Source organism: Glaciibacter sp. 2TAF33, assembly GCF_052114945.1.
In the GTDB taxonomy this organism is placed as follows: Bacteria; Actinomycetota; Actinomycetes; order Actinomycetales; family Microbacteriaceae; genus Cryobacterium.
Genome location: NZ_JBFRFS010000016.1, coordinates 67,090 through 81,282, shown reverse-complemented (window position 1 = coordinate 81,282; position 14,193 = coordinate 67,090). Strand labels below are relative to the sequence as shown.

Sequence of the window (14,193 nt, the reverse complement as noted above, 5' to 3'; positions counted from 1 at the left end):
CCGTGCTCGGGTTGGATCCCGCAACCCCACTCGCATCGTTGATCGACGCGCCACCAGCGATCGCCCGCCAAAACGTGATCCTGCTCTTCAAACGCAACGTCACAACACCCTCCAAACATCAGGTGTTGCAACCACGCCCTGAACCCAGGCGCAAACGAAGGTGCTTTATACGTACCTCACGGTGGCGTGCGTACCTCACGGTGGCGTGCGTGACGCGAGGCGTCGCGACGCAGTCCGGCCGGTCGGGCTACTGGCCGGTCTGGTCGATCAGCCGCCACGTGGCCCGCTGCAGGGCGGCGTGGGCCGCGATCGGGTCGCCGAGGTTCGCGAACGCGAAGGCGCCGTCGCGAGCGAGGAAGAAGTCGTCGGCGGCATCGCCGGGGCGCACGTGGCCCATGCCGCGGAACAGGTCCTCTACCGCGGCGATGTACCACTCGCGATGCGCGGTGATCGCCTCCCGCACCGGGTGCTGCGGCTCGGTGAACTGGGCCGCGGCATTGATGAACGGACAGCCGCGGAACCCGTCCTGCATCACCTGTTCGGAGATCTCCGCGACCAGGCGACGGAGGCGTTGCTCCGGGGTGTCGAAATCCGCTTCAAGTGAGGCGAAGAACTCGCGGACGCGCTTGTCGCGGCCGTTGAGGTACGCCACGATGAGGGCGTCCTTGGAGCGGTAGTACTTGTAAAAGGTGGCCTTGGTGACGTGGGCGTCGCCGATGATGCGGTCCACCCCGACGGTGTGCACGCCTTCGCGGTAGAACAGGTCGTCGGCCGTCGCGAGGATTCGCACCCGGGCATGGGCCAGCGGGGCGCCGCTCACGGCGCGTGGGGGCGCAGAAGTTGGCCGGATCGTCTCCATCAGCTCGACCATCCGGCCAACTCCTTTGTTCGGGATCGTAATCCCACGGTGCCGGGTGCTAGGGACACCCTGGCCTTACAAATCCCGCTAGCAATGGGCTGTGGAGAGGTGAGTCACTTCTCCGCACTACCGTCGGGCGGCGAGCTCCGCCGTGCACGTGGCACCGTGAAGCCCAGGTGTTGACTGCGACGTTTTGGGGTGGTCGCCACAGACAACATCCAGACTGTAGCACAGAACTAGACAGGTCGGTCTGTCCGTCGTTCGGACGCCAGACCGGTCGGTCCGGTGGCGTCGCGATAGGGTGGTGGTGACATGAACGGTGCAGTTGAGTTTCCCCTGAACGTGCCCGAACTCTCATTTCAAGCGGCCGGTGAGTCGCTGGTCCGACGCAGCATCCTGCCGAGCGGCGTGCGCATCCTCTCCGAACACGTCCCCGGCTCCCGCAGCCTCACCATCGGCTACTGGGTGGCCGTGGGTTCCCGCGACGAACAGCCCGGGCACTTCGGGTCGACCCACTTCCTCGAGCACCTGCTGTTCAAGGGGACCAGGACCCGCACCGCGCTCGACATCGCTGTCTCCTTCGACTCGGTCGGGGGCGAACACAACGCCATGACCGCCAAGGAATACACCTGCTACTACGCCAAAGTCCAGGACCGGGACCTGGCCATGGCGGTCGAAGTGCTCACCGACATGCTCACCTCCTCCCTCCTGGATCCGACGGAGTTCGAGAACGAACGCGGCGTCATCCTGGAAGAACTGGCGATGGCCGACGACGACCCGGCCGACGTTGCCAGCGAGCGGATGTTCGAAGCCGTCTTCGGCGAGCATCCGCTGGGCCGGCCGATCGGCGGCAGCCCCGAGACCATCCTGGCCGCCACCCGTGACGCGGTGCAGGAGCACTACCTCGCCAACTACCGTCCGCAGGACCTGGTGGTCACCGTCGCGGGCGCCGTCGACCACGATGTGCTGGTGGCGCAGGTCACGCGGTCGCTCGCCCTCGCCGGCTGGGACCTGGGTGAGTTCGCCCCGCCGGTCGCACGCCGAACCGGAGCCGCAGCCCTGATCACCCAGGGTGAGGCGCTCACCATCGTGCAGCGCCCGCTCGAGCAGGTGAACATGCTGATCGGCATGCCAGGACTCGTGGCTGCCGACGACCGGCGGGTGACCATGAGTGTGCTCAACTCGGTCTTCGGCGGCGGCATGTCCTCGCGCCTGTTCCAGGAGGTACGCGAAAAGCGCGGCCTGGCCTACTCCGTCTATTCTTTCGCGCCGGGATATTCCGATGCCGGCATGTTCGCCATGTACGCCGGCTGCACCCCAGCCAAGGCCGGGCAGGTGGCCGAACTGATGCTGAGCGAGCTGGACCGCCTCGCCCGTCACGGCGTGACGGACGATGAAATGAAGCGCGCCTCCGGGCAGCTGTCCGGGGCATCCGCTCTGGCGCTCGAGGACTCTGACACGCGGATGTCCCGGCTCGGCCGGTCCGAACTCACCCTCGGTGAGTTCGCGGACCTCGATGAGGCGTTGCGGCGGCTGTCGGAGGTCACGGTCGATGACGTGCAGGAGCTGGCGCAGGAACTTGTGGCCGGGCCGCTGTCGATATCCGCTGTGGGAGCGCTCGCTGCGGAGACGTTCTCGGGCCTGGTCCCGAGCGGCGTACGGACCCAGGCCATGCCCCAGTAAGCCCCCGACACCCACGACCCGCAGGCGTAACAGGACCCGCTCAGACCAGACCTCGCTCGAAGCGTTCATGAACCGAAAGGGACAATGATGCCCCACTATCTTTACCTCGTGCGCCACGGGGAGCAGCAGGACGCTGAACACGGCATGCCGGACGGCCCGCTTTCCCCCCGGGGCACCCGTCAGGCCATGCTGCTGGCTGAGCGGCTGGGCGGGGTGCCGTTCACCGGTGCCTGGCATTCACCGCTGCAGCGCGCGGCCGAGACGGCGCGGATCATCGCCGAACGCCTTCCGTCGCTCACGCCGGAACCGTCGGCGCTGTTGTTCGATTGCATCCCGTCGGGGAAGGCACCGGAGACGCCGTCCGCGTACGACCCGTTCTTCGGCTCGGTGACCGAGGCAGACATTGACGCCGGCCGCGCCCAGATGGCCGACGCCACCGCCGAGTTCCTGCAGTTTCGGCCGGGCGACCACCACGACCTGCTGATCACGCACAACTTCGTGATCGCCTGGTTCGTGCGCGAGGTGCTCGGTGCCCCGGAGTGGCGTTGGGTGACCATCAACCAGGCCAACTGCGGCCTCACCGTGCTGCAGCAGAAGCCCGGCCGGCCGTGGACCCTGGTGACCCACAACGACCTCGGCCACCTGCCGTTCGAGCTGCGCACCGGCCTGCCCGACCAGCTGCTGGTCTAGCCCGCCCTTCGCCTCCTCCGTCCCGTGCCCCGTCGTGTGGCTCGCCGAAAACGCATTCGTTGGGGTTATGAGGGCGTTATAAGCCCAACAAGTGCGTTTTCGCGGGGCAAGGGCGGCTCGAAGGGGTGGCTCGAAGGGGTGGCACGCGGGTCAGGGGAGGCGCTTGAGGTACCAGTTCGTCGCGTTCGGGTTGTCGTTGTATGGCGGGATGTCGCGGTAGCCGGCGTTCCGGTACAGGGCGCCCGCCGCCTCCAGGCTTGAATTCGTGTCGAGCACCAGCTCATCCGCGCCGAACTCACGCGCCCGGCGCTCCAGCTCGGCCAGCAAGAGCGTGCCCCAGCGGCGGCCCCGGGTGTGCGGCTGGAGGAACAGGTGTTTCACCTCGTACCGCACCAACCCCTCCGGTGAGTCGTCGACGCGACGGATGCCGCCGCAACCGACGTACGCCAGCCCGGCCCTCGGCCCACCCGCCCCGTCCGACTCCTCGTCCGACTCCCCGTCCGGCGTCCCGTCCGGGGTCTCGCTGACCAGCAGGAACAGGCCCCGCGGCGGGATGAACTGCTTCCCGTCGGGGAACGTCGTGCGATACGCGCCCTGGGCGCTCGGGAACGACGTCTCCCGGTCACTGAAGTACTGGGTGAGGAGCTTCAACGCAACGGCATCCGTCACCGAAACAGGAGTGAACTCTGGCATGCTCCTAGGCTAACGGCGACGGCGCGGCGCTCGCAGCCGGGCTTGGTAGATTGGCTGCATGACAACACGGGTGGCCGTCATCGGCGCAACGGGCAAGATGGGACGCCTGGTTTCCAGCCTGATCGAGGCGGCGGATGACTACGAACTCGTCGCCCAGCTCCATTCGACCAGCGAGTTGTCCGAGATGCTCGGGGCGGATGTCGCCGTCGACCTGACAGTGCCGGGTGTCAGCCAGAAGGTGGTCGACTTCGCCGTCGATCATGGGCTTCGGGTACTGGTCGGGACCTCCGGCTGGTCGCAGGAACGCATCGACACCCTCTCCCGCCGTGTCGACGGACTGGAAGAGGCCGGCGTCGTCATCATCCCGAACTTCTCGCTCGGCTCCGTGCTGGCCACCGCCTTCGCAGCGATGGCCGCCCGGTTCTACGACTCGATCGAGATCGTTGAAGCGCACCAGGCCGGGAAGGTCGATTCGCCGTCCGGTACCGCCGTGCGCACCGCCGAGCTGATGGCCCAGGCCCGCGCCTCGCGCGGGCCTGTTGTCGCCCCGCACACCGACCAGAGGGCGCGCGGGCAGCAGGTCGCCAGTGTCCCGGTGCACAGCATGCGCCTGGAGGGGCTGATCGCGCGGCAGGATGTCGTGTTCGGTGGAACCGGCGAGACGCTGACCGTGAGCCACAACACGATCTCGCCGTCTTCATACGAGCGCGGCATCATGATCGCGCTCGACGCCGCACGCGAGGCGGTCGGTGTCACGGTGGGGCTGGACCGTCTGATCGACCTGGGGCTCGGAGAGGCGAGGGACGCCGCTGACCCCGCCGGCCCCGCCAGCCCCGCCGACGCCGCGGCGGCGTCGGTATGAAGGGTGTCGTCGCCGTCATCGTGATGGCCGCCCTGCTGGTCTTCTACCTCGCCCTGGTGGGCTGGCGTGCCGTGCTGTTCGTGTCCAGCGGCGAGCCCGTCGGGGTCGTGATCGGCGTGGCCCTGATCGTGCTGCCGATCATCGGAGCCTGGGCGCTCACCCGGGAACTGTTGTTCGGCATCCGCTCCGGCCGCCTGGTGAAGATCCTCGATGAACAGGGGCAGCTGCCGGTCGAAGAGTTGCCGACCCGGGCCAGCGGGCGGCCGGTGCGCGACGCGGCGGACGAAGAATTCCCGCGCTACCAGGCCGAAGCAGACGCCGCGCCCGGGGACTGGCGCGCCTGGTTCCGGCTGGGGCTGGCCTATGACGCCTCAGGGGACCGTCGCCGGGCGCGCGGCGCCATCCGTCGCGCGATCGCCCTCGAGCGCACTCCGCCCGCTCCGCCGTCTCCGCCGGCCCCGTGAGGGGACGACAAGTCCTAGTTGCAGGGTCATCCCACTTGGGTTTGTTGGCCCCTCACACGAGGGCAGGCGCGGGCGGGCGGGTGAGCGGGTAAGCGGTGGTGGGCGGATGCCGCGACTAACGCCGGTCGAGCATGGTCGCAACGGCGGCCAGCGGGGTCTCCTGCGCGAACGCGAACCCGTCGGCGAGCAGCAACGCCGAACTCACCCGCTGGTCGGCCAGCAGCAGGTCGTCGGCGGCGTCCTGCAGGACGAGCCTCAAAATGGGCGCCGGCACCGGCAGCAGGTACGGCCGGCGCAGCTGGTCGGCCAGGGCCCTGATCACGTCCGACGCCGTCGCCGACGTCGGCCCAACCAGATTCACCGGGCCCGACAACGACGAACCCAGCAGGTGCACCAGGGCCGCGGCCTCGTCGTGCAGGCTGATCCAGGGCCAGTGCTGGCGCCCCGAACCCAGGGGCCCGGCCAGACCCAGCCGGGCCAGCGGAATCAGCGGCGCCAGCGCACCATCACGGGCGAGAACCAGCCCGGTGCGAAAGCTGACCACCCGGGTCGCATCCGCTGCCCGCTGGGCCTCCTGCTCCCAGGCCTGCACCACCGAGGCGAGAAAACCGCGCCCGACCGGTGCGGATTCGGACAGGTGCTCGCCCGGCCGGTCACCGTAGAACCCGACAGCGGATGCGTTGAGCAAGACCGCGGGCGGCCGGGCGGCGCGGATGATGGCATCCGTGAGCGTGCGCGTCGCATGGACCCGGGACTGCAGGATTGTGCGCCGGTAACCCGGCGTCCAGGGCAGCCGGGACAGTGAGGCGCCCGAGAGGTTCACCACCGCGTCCACGCCGTCCAGTGCGCCGGCGTCGATGCTGAGCAGTGTCGGATTCCAGCGGTACTCGCCGGGCCCTCGCGCCTCGCGGCGCACCAGGCGCAGGGGAGTGTGGCCGGCGGCGCTGAGCTGGCGGCCCAGTTCCGTGCCGATCAACCCGGAGGCTCCGGAGATCAGGACGCGCATGAGGGCAGCCGGCCGGTCGCGGTCACGCGAGTTCGGCCTCGAGGGTGATCGGGATCCCGGCCAGGGCCATGGAGATCGGGCAGTTCAGCTTGGCGTCATCGGCCAGGGCGAGGAATTCCTCTTCGGTGATGCCCGGCACCGTCGCATTCACCAGCAGGTGGCTGCCGACGACGCCCGTTCCGACGGCGAAGGTGACTGCCGCGGTGGTCTGGATGCTGGTGGGCGGGTGTCCGGCCTTCGCGAGCGTGTTGGACAACTGCATCGAGTAGCAGGCCGCGTGCGCGGCGCCCAGCAGCTCCTCGGGATTGGTGGTGCCGGACACGCCCTCGGTGCGGGCTTTCCAGTTGACGTCGAATTCGCCCTGCTTGGACGAGTCGAGCGAGACGGTGCCCTGGCCCGACATCAGGTCGCCGTTCCACACTGCTGTCGCTTCGCTGGTAAGTGCCATGATGGGTCCTCCCGAGATTGGACTCCCAGCCTACCCAGCACTGCCCTCCCGGTCGAGGGCGCCGTTACGCCGCGCTAGTCGCGGTGAGGGGTCACGAATCGACCTTCCCCGGCGACCGGAAGGTCGATTTGTGACCCCTCACGCCGCGAGCGGGGCGAGCGCCCGCCAAGGCCACGCGCTATCGTGAACGCGTGACCGAGATTGAGTTCCGCTCCGACGTGACGGTGGAGCTGGTGCGGGCCAGCGCCCACGACTCCGACGTGCTGTTCGCCGCCCGGGTCTCCACCCAGGGTGAGCAGACACTGGAGCAGAGTCGCCTCGACGGCAGCGAAACGGATGCCGACCTGACGCGGGACCGTGGCCTGATCAACTACCTGATGCGGGACCGGCACGGGAGCCCGTTCGAGCACAACACGATGACCTTCTACGTTCAGGCGCCGATCTTCGTGTTCCGCGAGTTCATGCGGCACCGGATCGCCTCGTACAACGAGGAGTCCGGCCGCTACCGGGAACTGCGCCCCGTCTTCTACCTGCCGGCCGCCGACCGCAACCTGGTGCAGGTCGGCAAGCCCGGCGCCTACGACTTCCTGCCCGGCAGCCCCGAGCAGAACGCCATCGTCGAGCAGCAGACCCGCGACGTCTCACTGCGGGCGTATGCCGCATATCAGCGGATGCTCGACGCCGGCGTCGCCCGCGAAGTCGCCCGGATCGTGTTGCCGCTGAACATCTACTCGTCGATGTACGTCACGATGAACGCCCGCGCGCTGATGAACTTCCTAAGCCTCCGCACCCGCCGCGACGGCACCCATTTCCCGTCGTTCCCGCAGCGGGAGATCGAAATGTGCGCCGAGAAGATGGAGGCGCATTTGGGCGAACTGATGCCGCTCACCTACGCCGCGTTCAACGCGAACGGCCGCGTCGCCCCCTGACGTTTCAGTGCGCTGACCTCCGGTTACCCGTCGCTGCTTCAGCTCCCCGGTGCGCCGCTGCCGCCGGCCGCAGAGTGGGCATCCGCTGCCCGGGCGTCGGCGTGCGACGCCTCCTTCGACGGGTGCACGATCAGCACCGGGCACTGGGCGTGCGCGGCGCACGCCATACTCACCGAGCCGAGCATCAGGCCGACGAACCCGCCGTGCCCGCGCGAACCGAGCACGAGCATCTCCGCGCCCGCGCTGGCCTCGATGAGCACCCGCGCCGGCTTGCCCTTGCGGGTGGATGCGGTGTACCAGTCCGGCGTCTGCCCGTCGAAGACCGCGGCGGCTGCCGCGTCGAGCACCTGTTGCGCGTCGCCGGCGGGGGACCAGCCGGGCTCGGGGTAGTACACGTCGTACATCGCGTGCGGCAGTTCCCACACTGCGATCCCCTCCAGCGGACGGTCAAGCCCCAGTGCCAGTTCCGCGGCACGGTGAAGGGCCTCAACGGATGCCGCCGAGCCGTCGATTCCAACCAGGATGGGCGCCTGCGGGTTTCGGGTGTCGGTCATGATCCCACCTTGCCAGTCGCCGCACGTTACGGCTAGGGCCCGCGGCGGGCGCCTCGCTCAGACCAGGGACCCCAGCCACAGGCCCAACGCGGCGGCGACGATCGCGCCCAGCAGCGTGCCGAGGCCGTTCGCCAGTGCCGCCCGGTACCTGGCGGCCTGGAGCAGCCGCACCGTTTCGAAGCTCGCGGTGCTGAAGGTGGTGTAACCGCCGAGGAAACCGGTTCCGAGCACCAGCTGCCACTCCTCGGGCACCGCATGTGACAGCGCGAGCGCCGTCAGGAAGCCGAGCAGCAGCGAGCCGGTGACATTGATCAGGGCGGTGCCCACCGGGAACGCCGTCTGGATCCTGGCCCGCACCAGTCCGTCGAGGACCAGCCGGGCCGCGGCGCCGAGACCGCCGGCGACGGCGAGCAGCACGAACACCAGCGGGGTCACGTGCGCGGCCCCGTGCGGTGCCGGGAGGCGGCGGCTCCCACCGCGATCCCCGCCCAGGTGGCGAGGGCACCCGCCACGACCGAGCCGAGCGAATAGCCGACGGCGATTCCGACGTGGTCGCCGAGGATCAGGGCCGTGTCGGTGGCCAGCGCGCTGTACGTGGTGAAGCCACCGAGGAAGCCGGTGCCGAGCAGCAACCGCAGGGTGCGCCGCCGCCCGGCGTCTGGGCCCCGCCGGGTCAGCGCCTCCAGCAACCAGCCGAGCAGGAACGCTCCACCCAGGTTGATCAGGAGGATCGCAAGCGGAAAGCCGCCGGCAGCGGGGATCCGCACCGGCAGCGCCAGGGTCAGTCCTTCCCGCGCCGCCGTCCCGAACACACCACCGACGGCGACCAGTCCCACGTAACGCCAGTGGAGATGGACCGGGCGCGAATGACCCGTGTGCGGGTGTCCGGTCCCGGCGTCACCGCCGGCTGTCACGCGTCGGTTTCCCAGGGCAGCGCAGAGTCGTCGGTGACCGGGGTCAGCGGAATCACCACCACCGGGCGCGGCTGCCGGTGGGACAGCTGCGCAGCCACGGATCCGGCGAAGAACTCCTGGACGCTGCTGCGAAGGCCGTGCCGCCGGGTGCCCACCACGATCAGGGCGGCATCGAGCGTGTCGGCCAGGGCGGCGATCGAGGTCGGGACGTCGCCGGTCACCGAGCGGGTGCTCCAGCTGACGCCGGTGGCGTCGAGGAGGTGACCGAGATGGTCGGAGAGGTCGGGGTCGAACCCGGGATCATCCAGCTCCGGCAGGTCAGGGTCGAACGGCAGGGAGGAGACCATCCCGTCCGGTGTCTCGTAGACCAGGTACCCGGCGGCGTTCACCTGCACGCAGACCAGTTCGGCGTTGAACCGCCTGGCGAATCCGGCGGCCTCCAGGATGACCCGATCCGGCTGGCCGGGGAAGACCCCGGCCACGATCGACGCACCCGCTGGGCCGGTTGCGCCGGTGTCCGCTGGCGTGCTCATGAGGCGTCCTCTCGTTCACGATCCCGTTGCTCGTATTCTGGCAGACGGGGGGAGTGGCGCGGCAAGTACGGAGGCGATCCCGTCATGGACTCGCACGCCGGAGGCCGAGCCGGGCAGGTTTCCGGCACCGTAAGCTCTCCTCATGGACAACCTGGACCGCGGCATCATGGACCTGCTCCGGCTGAACTCCCGAGCCAATTACGGCGACATCGGCGACGTCATCGGTTTGTCCTCGTCCGCGGTCAAACGCCGCGTGGATCGCCTCGTCGCGGACAAGGTCATCCGCAGCTTCACCATCCAGGTCGACCCGGTCGTCGACGGCCTCGCCACCGAGGCCTACGTCGAGGTTTTCTGCCGCGGAACCGTGTCGCCCGGCGACCTGAAGCGGGTGCTCTCCGAGGTGCCGGAGGTGATGGATGCCAGCACGGTCAGCGGAACCGCTGACGCCGTCCTGCACCTGCGCGGCCGTGACCTCGAGAGCCTCGAAGCCGCACTCGAGCGGGTGCGCACGCTGCCGTTCGTTGAACGCACGCGCAGTTCGATCGCCCTGTCCAAGCTGATCCACCGCAACCCGGACTAGCCGGGAAGCGGTGACCGGCCCGAGGGGCCTACTTGGCGAGCGCGGGCTCCTTGTCGGCCGCTTCGGCGGCGGGCAGGTCGGCGATGGAGCTCACCAGGACGGCGTTGAGCGAGGCCGTGGCCTCCTCCGGGTTGAAGCCCTGCGCGAGCGCAAGCTCAGATTCCAGGATCTGGCGGGCCTTCAGCAGCATCCGCTTCTCACCGGCGGACACACCGTGGTCCTGGTCGCGGCGCCACAGGTCGCGGACGACCTCGGCCACGCGGTATACACTGCCGCTGGCCATCTTCTCCTGGTTGGCCTTGTAGCGGCGTGACCAGTTGCCCGGCTCCTCGATGAACGGGTCGCGCAGCACATCGGCGACGGCCTGGACGCCGGCCGCGTCGATCACGTCGCGCACGCCCACGAGTTCGACGTTCTCGATCGGGAGCTTGATGGTCAAGTCGCTGGTGTGAACGTTGAGGGTCATGGCGGGCTTCTCGACACCCTTCACCGTGATGGTGGACAAAGCGGTGATGGTCACGGCTCCGTGGTGCGGGTAGACGAGGGTTTCCCCAACGGTGAAGTTCATGTGACTGCCTCTGTTCTTAGTCGATGCTCGGGTGAGCGATCAGGAGTGCCGATCGGCCTGGTGTGGCCGACCGGTTGGGATCAAGGTCAAGCGGATGGCTCGAGGAGCCAGGTGGGAAGAAGTGCGGTGAGCTGTTCGACGAGTTCGTCATCTGACGCCTCGATCCGCCCGCTCATCCAGGCGCCGATCAGGGTCAGCGCGCCACCGGCCACATAGTTCGCGACGACGTGCGGGTTCACGCCGGCCGGCACCGGGCCGAGCGCGCGCATGGACTGCACGATTTGGCCGGCGTACGCGTCGACGACCGCGTTGTGGGCGGTCCGCGTGGGCGGCAACTCGAGCACGCTCGAGTACAACGGGTAGTGCTCCACCATGTGTGCGATCAAGCGGCGATAGCCGATGCGGGCGCTCAGCGTTCCGCTGACCAGGTCCCCACGGCGGAGCTCGACGCCGGACTGGCTGATCTCGGCGAGCTGGCTGCGCAGGTAGTCGGTGGCCAGCACGTCGAGGCCGGTGAAGTGCGCGTAGAAGGTGCTGCGGCTGATCCCGGCGGTGCGCACGATGTCACTGACCGAGACGGTCGCGGTGTGCTCACGCATGAGGGTGTCCACCGCGGTGAAGATCATCTGGCGGGTGCGCGCGGCACGTGGATCGTTGGTCGGCCGAATAGACGGCCCAGTGCGCTCCTCGTGAAGTCGTTCTCCGTCTGGGCGCATTGTTCAGATAGTCTATCATATCTCGGACACGTGTCCGAGAAAGTGGTCCGAAGGGTCTGCCGGACCGGAACCGGCTACGCGTCCTGCAGTTCCCGGGGCAGCGCGATCACGTCGACGAGGGCGCCGTTCCGCCACACCGTGATCTCGATGCGGCGGCTGATGGCGTCTTCCACCATGAGTTTCTGCACGGTCGTGGTGGTGATCACCCGCTTGCCGTCCAACTGCACGATGATGTCACCGCGGTGCAGGCCGGCTTCGGCGGCGGGACTGCCGGCGACGACCTGCGCGACCTGGAGGCCGGTCGGGGACCCGACCTTCGCGGCGACGTCCGGGGACAACGGAACCTGCACGCTGGCGATGCCGAGCCACGCGCGCCGCACCCGGCCGTAGTTCATCAGCTTGGCGATGATCTCCTGCGTCGTGGCGTTGATCGGAACGGCCAGGCCGAGCCCGATGCCGGCCACGGCGGTGTTGACGCCGACCATCTCGCCGGCGCTGTTGGCGAGAACACCACCGCTATTGCCGGGATTCAAGGCGGCATCCGTCTGGATCACCTCGTCGATGATCCGGCCGGACGGCGTCGGCAGCGAACGCCCCAGCCCCGACACGATGCCGGCGGTCACGCTGCCGGCCATCCCCAAGGGGTTTCCGAGCGCGACCACCAACTGGCCCACCTGCAGGCGCGCGGCGTCGCCGAGCACCACCGGCGCGGGTACCGCTCCCCGGGCGCGCAGCACCGCCAGGTCGGACAACGGGTCACGCCCGACGACGTCCGCCACGACGTCGGTGCCATCGCCGAATGCGGCATCCGCTGTCTCGGTGCCGGCGACGACGTGGGCGCTGGTGAGGAGGTAACCGTCCGCGGTGATCACGCTGGCGCTCCCGGCGCCTTGCCCGAGCGGACTGCGCACCCGCACGCTCGCCACGCTGGGCAGCACCGTTTGTGCGATGTGAATGACCGCCCGGGAGTAGGCATCCAGCGGATCTTCGATTGCCATGTCGGTTAAACCACGGCGACGGATGCTTTATGCCTGACCCGCGACGATCCCGTCGTCGGGTGAGCGCACGGGGGTCAGAACGCCGTGGCCGCTCGCGCCATCCGCTCGGGCACCCTCACCGACGGCGGCACCGCGGAACCCTCCGGCGCGCGCTTCAGGGCCATGCCCTCCAGCCCGGCCGGCTTCACGCCGGTGTAGAGCCATTCGTCGAAGAACGCGGTGAGGTCCCGGCCGGAGACCTGCTCGGCGAATGCGATGAAGTCCTCGGTGGAGACGTTGCCGCCGGCGTTGGTGCTGGCCCATCCCTTGAGCAGGGCGAAGAAGTCGTCGTCGCCGATGAGCTGCCGCAGCGCGTGAAGGGTCATGGCGCCGCGATAGTACGTGGGATCGTCGAAGATCGCGTCGACGCCGGGGTCGCCGATGGTGAGCTCCCAGAATGAGTCGTCCGCCGGGATCGCAGCGTAGGAGTCGAAGAGTTCCTGCACGGTGCCGAGGCCCTGGTTCTCGCTCCACAGCCACTCGGCGTAGGTGGCGAATCCCTCGTTCAGCCAGATGTCCTTCCAGCCCTTGATCGCGACGTTGTCGCCGTACCACTGGTGTGCCAGCTCGTGCACGAGGAACGCGTCAGCCTCGAGCGGATCCTCGAAGGCACCGGCCGGGTAGATCGGCCGAGACTGGTTCTCCAGGGCGAAGCCGAGACCCTCGAAGTCGTCCACGATTCCGCCGGCGTTCTTGAACGGGTAGTCGCCGAAGTAGCCCGCCAGGAAGCCGATGATTTCGGGCTGCCGGGCGAACGCCGCAGTGGCGATGTCGCCGAGGCTTGGCCCTCCTGGGTCGGCGGCGGGGATGTGGAACAGGTCAGGATCCAGCGCATCCAGGTAGCGGATGCCGCCGTTCGAGTACTCGTTGAAGTTCCATTGGCCCACACTCGCGGTGGCCAGGTAGGACGCCATCGGTTCGCTCTGCTGCCACGCCCAGGTGGTCAGCCCGTTGTGGGTGAAGTTCCGGATCAGGCGGCCGTTGGCGACGACCTCGAGTCCCTCGGGTACCGTCATGACGAACGTGTATGACGCCTTGTCCAGTGGATGGTTGTTGTTCGGGAACCAGGTTTCCGCGACATGGGGTTGGCCGACGACCAGTGCGCCGTCGTCGGTGTGGAAGAAACCGGACGGCCCGAACTGGTCGTTGATGGTGATCGGAACGCCGTCGTAGCGCACCGTTGTGATGAACAGGCTGTTGTCCCGGATGCCGCGGGGTGGGGTCACGGTCAATTCCGCGGCGTCGCGCGCCCACGTCGCGGTCCGGGCGTTGACTCGCACCGAGCGCACCATCAGGCCGTCGAAGTCGAGGTTGAAGGCCGACAGGTTCTGCGTCGCCCGGGCTGTGATGACCGCGGTGCCGCTCAGCACGTCGGTGGCCGGGTCGTAACGGAGATCCAACAGGTAGTGCTTGACGTCATACCCGCCGTTGCCGTCGAGCGGGAAGTACGGGTCGCCGAGGCCGGGCGCCCCTGGCGTGAACCCGGACGCGGCCTGGTGCGGAGAGGCTGCCAGCGCAGCGCCCGGCGCAACCATTGAGCCGATGAGTAGTGCCCCCAGCGCCACCAGTGTGGCCGCGCGCCGTGCTCCGCTGAAGTCCATGACGATTCCCGTTCGACGTACTGCTCGACAGATCTGTGCCTGGCAGGGTACGACCG

The 14,193-nt window shown here is 68.6% G+C and carries 18 protein-coding genes; 6 read left to right on the top strand and 12 right to left on the bottom strand.

What is annotated here, in order from left to right:
* Window positions 1-247: 247 nt before the first annotated feature.
* Window positions 248-871 (bottom strand): TetR/AcrR family transcriptional regulator, encoded by a 624-nt coding sequence (locus AB4Y94_RS16070; RefSeq protein WP_441728999.1) that lies wholly within the window; start codon window positions 869-871, stop codon window positions 248-250.
* Window positions 872-1,171: 300 nt separating this feature from the next.
* Here AB4Y94_RS16070 and AB4Y94_RS16065 point away from each other — a divergent pair, with 300 nt between their 5' ends.
* Both AB4Y94_RS16065 and AB4Y94_RS16060 read left to right on the top strand, forming a co-directional pair.
* Complete coding sequence (locus tag AB4Y94_RS16065) at window positions 1,172-2,542, top strand: M16 family metallopeptidase (RefSeq protein WP_441728997.1); 1,371 nt, start codon at window positions 1,172-1,174, stop codon at window positions 2,540-2,542.
* Window positions 2,543-2,629: 87 nt separating this feature from the next.
* Complete coding sequence (locus tag AB4Y94_RS16060; RefSeq protein WP_441728995.1) at window positions 2,630-3,232, top strand: histidine phosphatase family protein; 603 nt, start codon at window positions 2,630-2,632, stop codon at window positions 3,230-3,232.
* A 150-nt stretch (window positions 3,233-3,382) separates the two neighbouring features.
* Here AB4Y94_RS16060 and AB4Y94_RS16055 read toward each other — a convergent pair whose 3' ends face one another.
* Entirely contained in the window at window positions 3,383-3,925 is a 543-nt protein-coding gene (locus tag AB4Y94_RS16055) for a GNAT family N-acetyltransferase (protein ID WP_441728993.1), read from the bottom strand.
* Between the two features lie 58 nt (window positions 3,926-3,983).
* Between AB4Y94_RS16055 and dapB the strand changes: the two genes are divergently transcribed.
* Together dapB and AB4Y94_RS16045 are read left to right on the top strand one after the other, a co-directional pair.
* On the top strand, window positions 3,984-4,787 hold the full coding sequence (gene dapB, locus AB4Y94_RS16050) for a 4-hydroxy-tetrahydrodipicolinate reductase (protein WP_441728991.1): 804 nt from the start codon (window positions 3,984-3,986) through the stop codon (window positions 4,785-4,787).
* Complete coding sequence (locus AB4Y94_RS16045) at window positions 4,784-5,251, top strand: hypothetical protein (RefSeq protein WP_441728989.1); 468 nt, start codon at window positions 4,784-4,786, stop codon at window positions 5,249-5,251. The genes dapB and AB4Y94_RS16045 overlap by 4 nt, the downstream gene beginning before the upstream one ends.
* 115 nt (window positions 5,252-5,366) lie before the next feature.
* On the opposite strand, the gene AB4Y94_RS16040 is transcribed toward AB4Y94_RS16045, so the two are convergent.
* Together AB4Y94_RS16040 and AB4Y94_RS16035 are read right to left on the bottom strand one after the other, a co-directional pair.
* Window positions 5,367-6,257 (bottom strand): TIGR01777 family oxidoreductase, encoded by an 891-nt coding sequence (locus AB4Y94_RS16040; protein ID WP_441728987.1) that lies wholly within the window; start codon window positions 6,255-6,257, stop codon window positions 5,367-5,369.
* 22 nt (window positions 6,258-6,279) lie between these two features.
* Entirely contained in the window at window positions 6,280-6,705 is a 426-nt protein-coding gene (locus AB4Y94_RS16035; protein WP_441728985.1) for an OsmC family peroxiredoxin, read from the bottom strand.
* Window positions 6,706-6,896: 191 nt separating this feature from the next.
* Here AB4Y94_RS16035 and thyX point away from each other — a divergent pair, with 191 nt between their 5' ends.
* Complete coding sequence (gene thyX, locus AB4Y94_RS16030; protein ID WP_441728983.1) at window positions 6,897-7,634, top strand: FAD-dependent thymidylate synthase; 738 nt, start codon at window positions 6,897-6,899, stop codon at window positions 7,632-7,634.
* 38 nt (window positions 7,635-7,672) lie between these two features.
* Here the strand turns inward: thyX and AB4Y94_RS16025 are convergent, their stop codons facing one another.
* The 4 genes from AB4Y94_RS16025 to AB4Y94_RS16010 form a co-directional block, all read right to left on the bottom strand.
* Window positions 7,673-8,188 (bottom strand): universal stress protein, encoded by a 516-nt coding sequence (locus AB4Y94_RS16025; protein WP_441728981.1) that lies wholly within the window; start codon window positions 8,186-8,188, stop codon window positions 7,673-7,675.
* Between the two features lie 57 nt (window positions 8,189-8,245).
* Entirely contained in the window at window positions 8,246-8,623 is a 378-nt protein-coding gene (gene crcB / locus AB4Y94_RS16020; RefSeq protein ID WP_441728979.1) for a fluoride efflux transporter CrcB, read from the bottom strand.
* A complete protein-coding gene (locus AB4Y94_RS16015) occupies window positions 8,620-9,024 on the bottom strand; it encodes a fluoride efflux transporter FluC (protein WP_441728978.1) in 405 nt (134 codons plus the stop codon). The genes crcB and AB4Y94_RS16015 overlap by 4 nt, the downstream gene beginning before the upstream one ends.
* Before the next feature lie 74 nt (window positions 9,025-9,098).
* On the bottom strand, window positions 9,099-9,635 hold the full coding sequence (locus AB4Y94_RS16010; RefSeq protein ID WP_441728976.1) for a universal stress protein: 537 nt from the start codon (window positions 9,633-9,635) through the stop codon (window positions 9,099-9,101).
* A 142-nt stretch (window positions 9,636-9,777) separates the two neighbouring features.
* Here AB4Y94_RS16010 and AB4Y94_RS16005 point away from each other — a divergent pair, with 142 nt between their 5' ends.
* Window positions 9,778-10,215 carry an Lrp/AsnC family transcriptional regulator gene (locus AB4Y94_RS16005; RefSeq protein ID WP_441728975.1) on the top strand — a complete coding sequence of 146 codons (438 nt, stop codon included), beginning with the start codon at window positions 9,778-9,780 and terminating at the stop codon, window positions 10,213-10,215.
* A gap of 28 nt (window positions 10,216-10,243) precedes the next feature.
* On the opposite strand, the gene AB4Y94_RS16000 is transcribed toward AB4Y94_RS16005, so the two are convergent.
* The 4 genes from AB4Y94_RS16000 to AB4Y94_RS15985 all read right to left on the bottom strand — a co-directional run bounded on the left by AB4Y94_RS16000 (window position 10,244) and on the right by AB4Y94_RS15985 (window position 14,137).
* Entirely contained in the window at window positions 10,244-10,783 is a 540-nt protein-coding gene (locus tag AB4Y94_RS16000; protein WP_441728973.1) for a CarD family transcriptional regulator, read from the bottom strand.
* Window positions 10,784-10,869: 86 nt separating this feature from the next.
* Complete coding sequence (locus AB4Y94_RS15995) at window positions 10,870-11,499, bottom strand: TetR/AcrR family transcriptional regulator (RefSeq protein ID WP_441728972.1); 630 nt, start codon at window positions 11,497-11,499, stop codon at window positions 10,870-10,872.
* A 74-nt stretch (window positions 11,500-11,573) separates the two neighbouring features.
* Window positions 11,574-12,497, bottom strand: coding sequence for a S1C family serine protease (locus tag AB4Y94_RS15990; protein WP_441728971.1), 924 nt, complete (start codon window positions 12,495-12,497; stop codon window positions 11,574-11,576).
* 74 nt (window positions 12,498-12,571) lie between these two features.
* Window positions 12,572-14,137 (bottom strand): M1 family metallopeptidase, encoded by a 1,566-nt coding sequence (locus tag AB4Y94_RS15985; protein ID WP_441728970.1) that lies wholly within the window; start codon window positions 14,135-14,137, stop codon window positions 12,572-12,574.
* Between the last annotated feature and the right edge of the window lie 56 nt (window positions 14,138-14,193).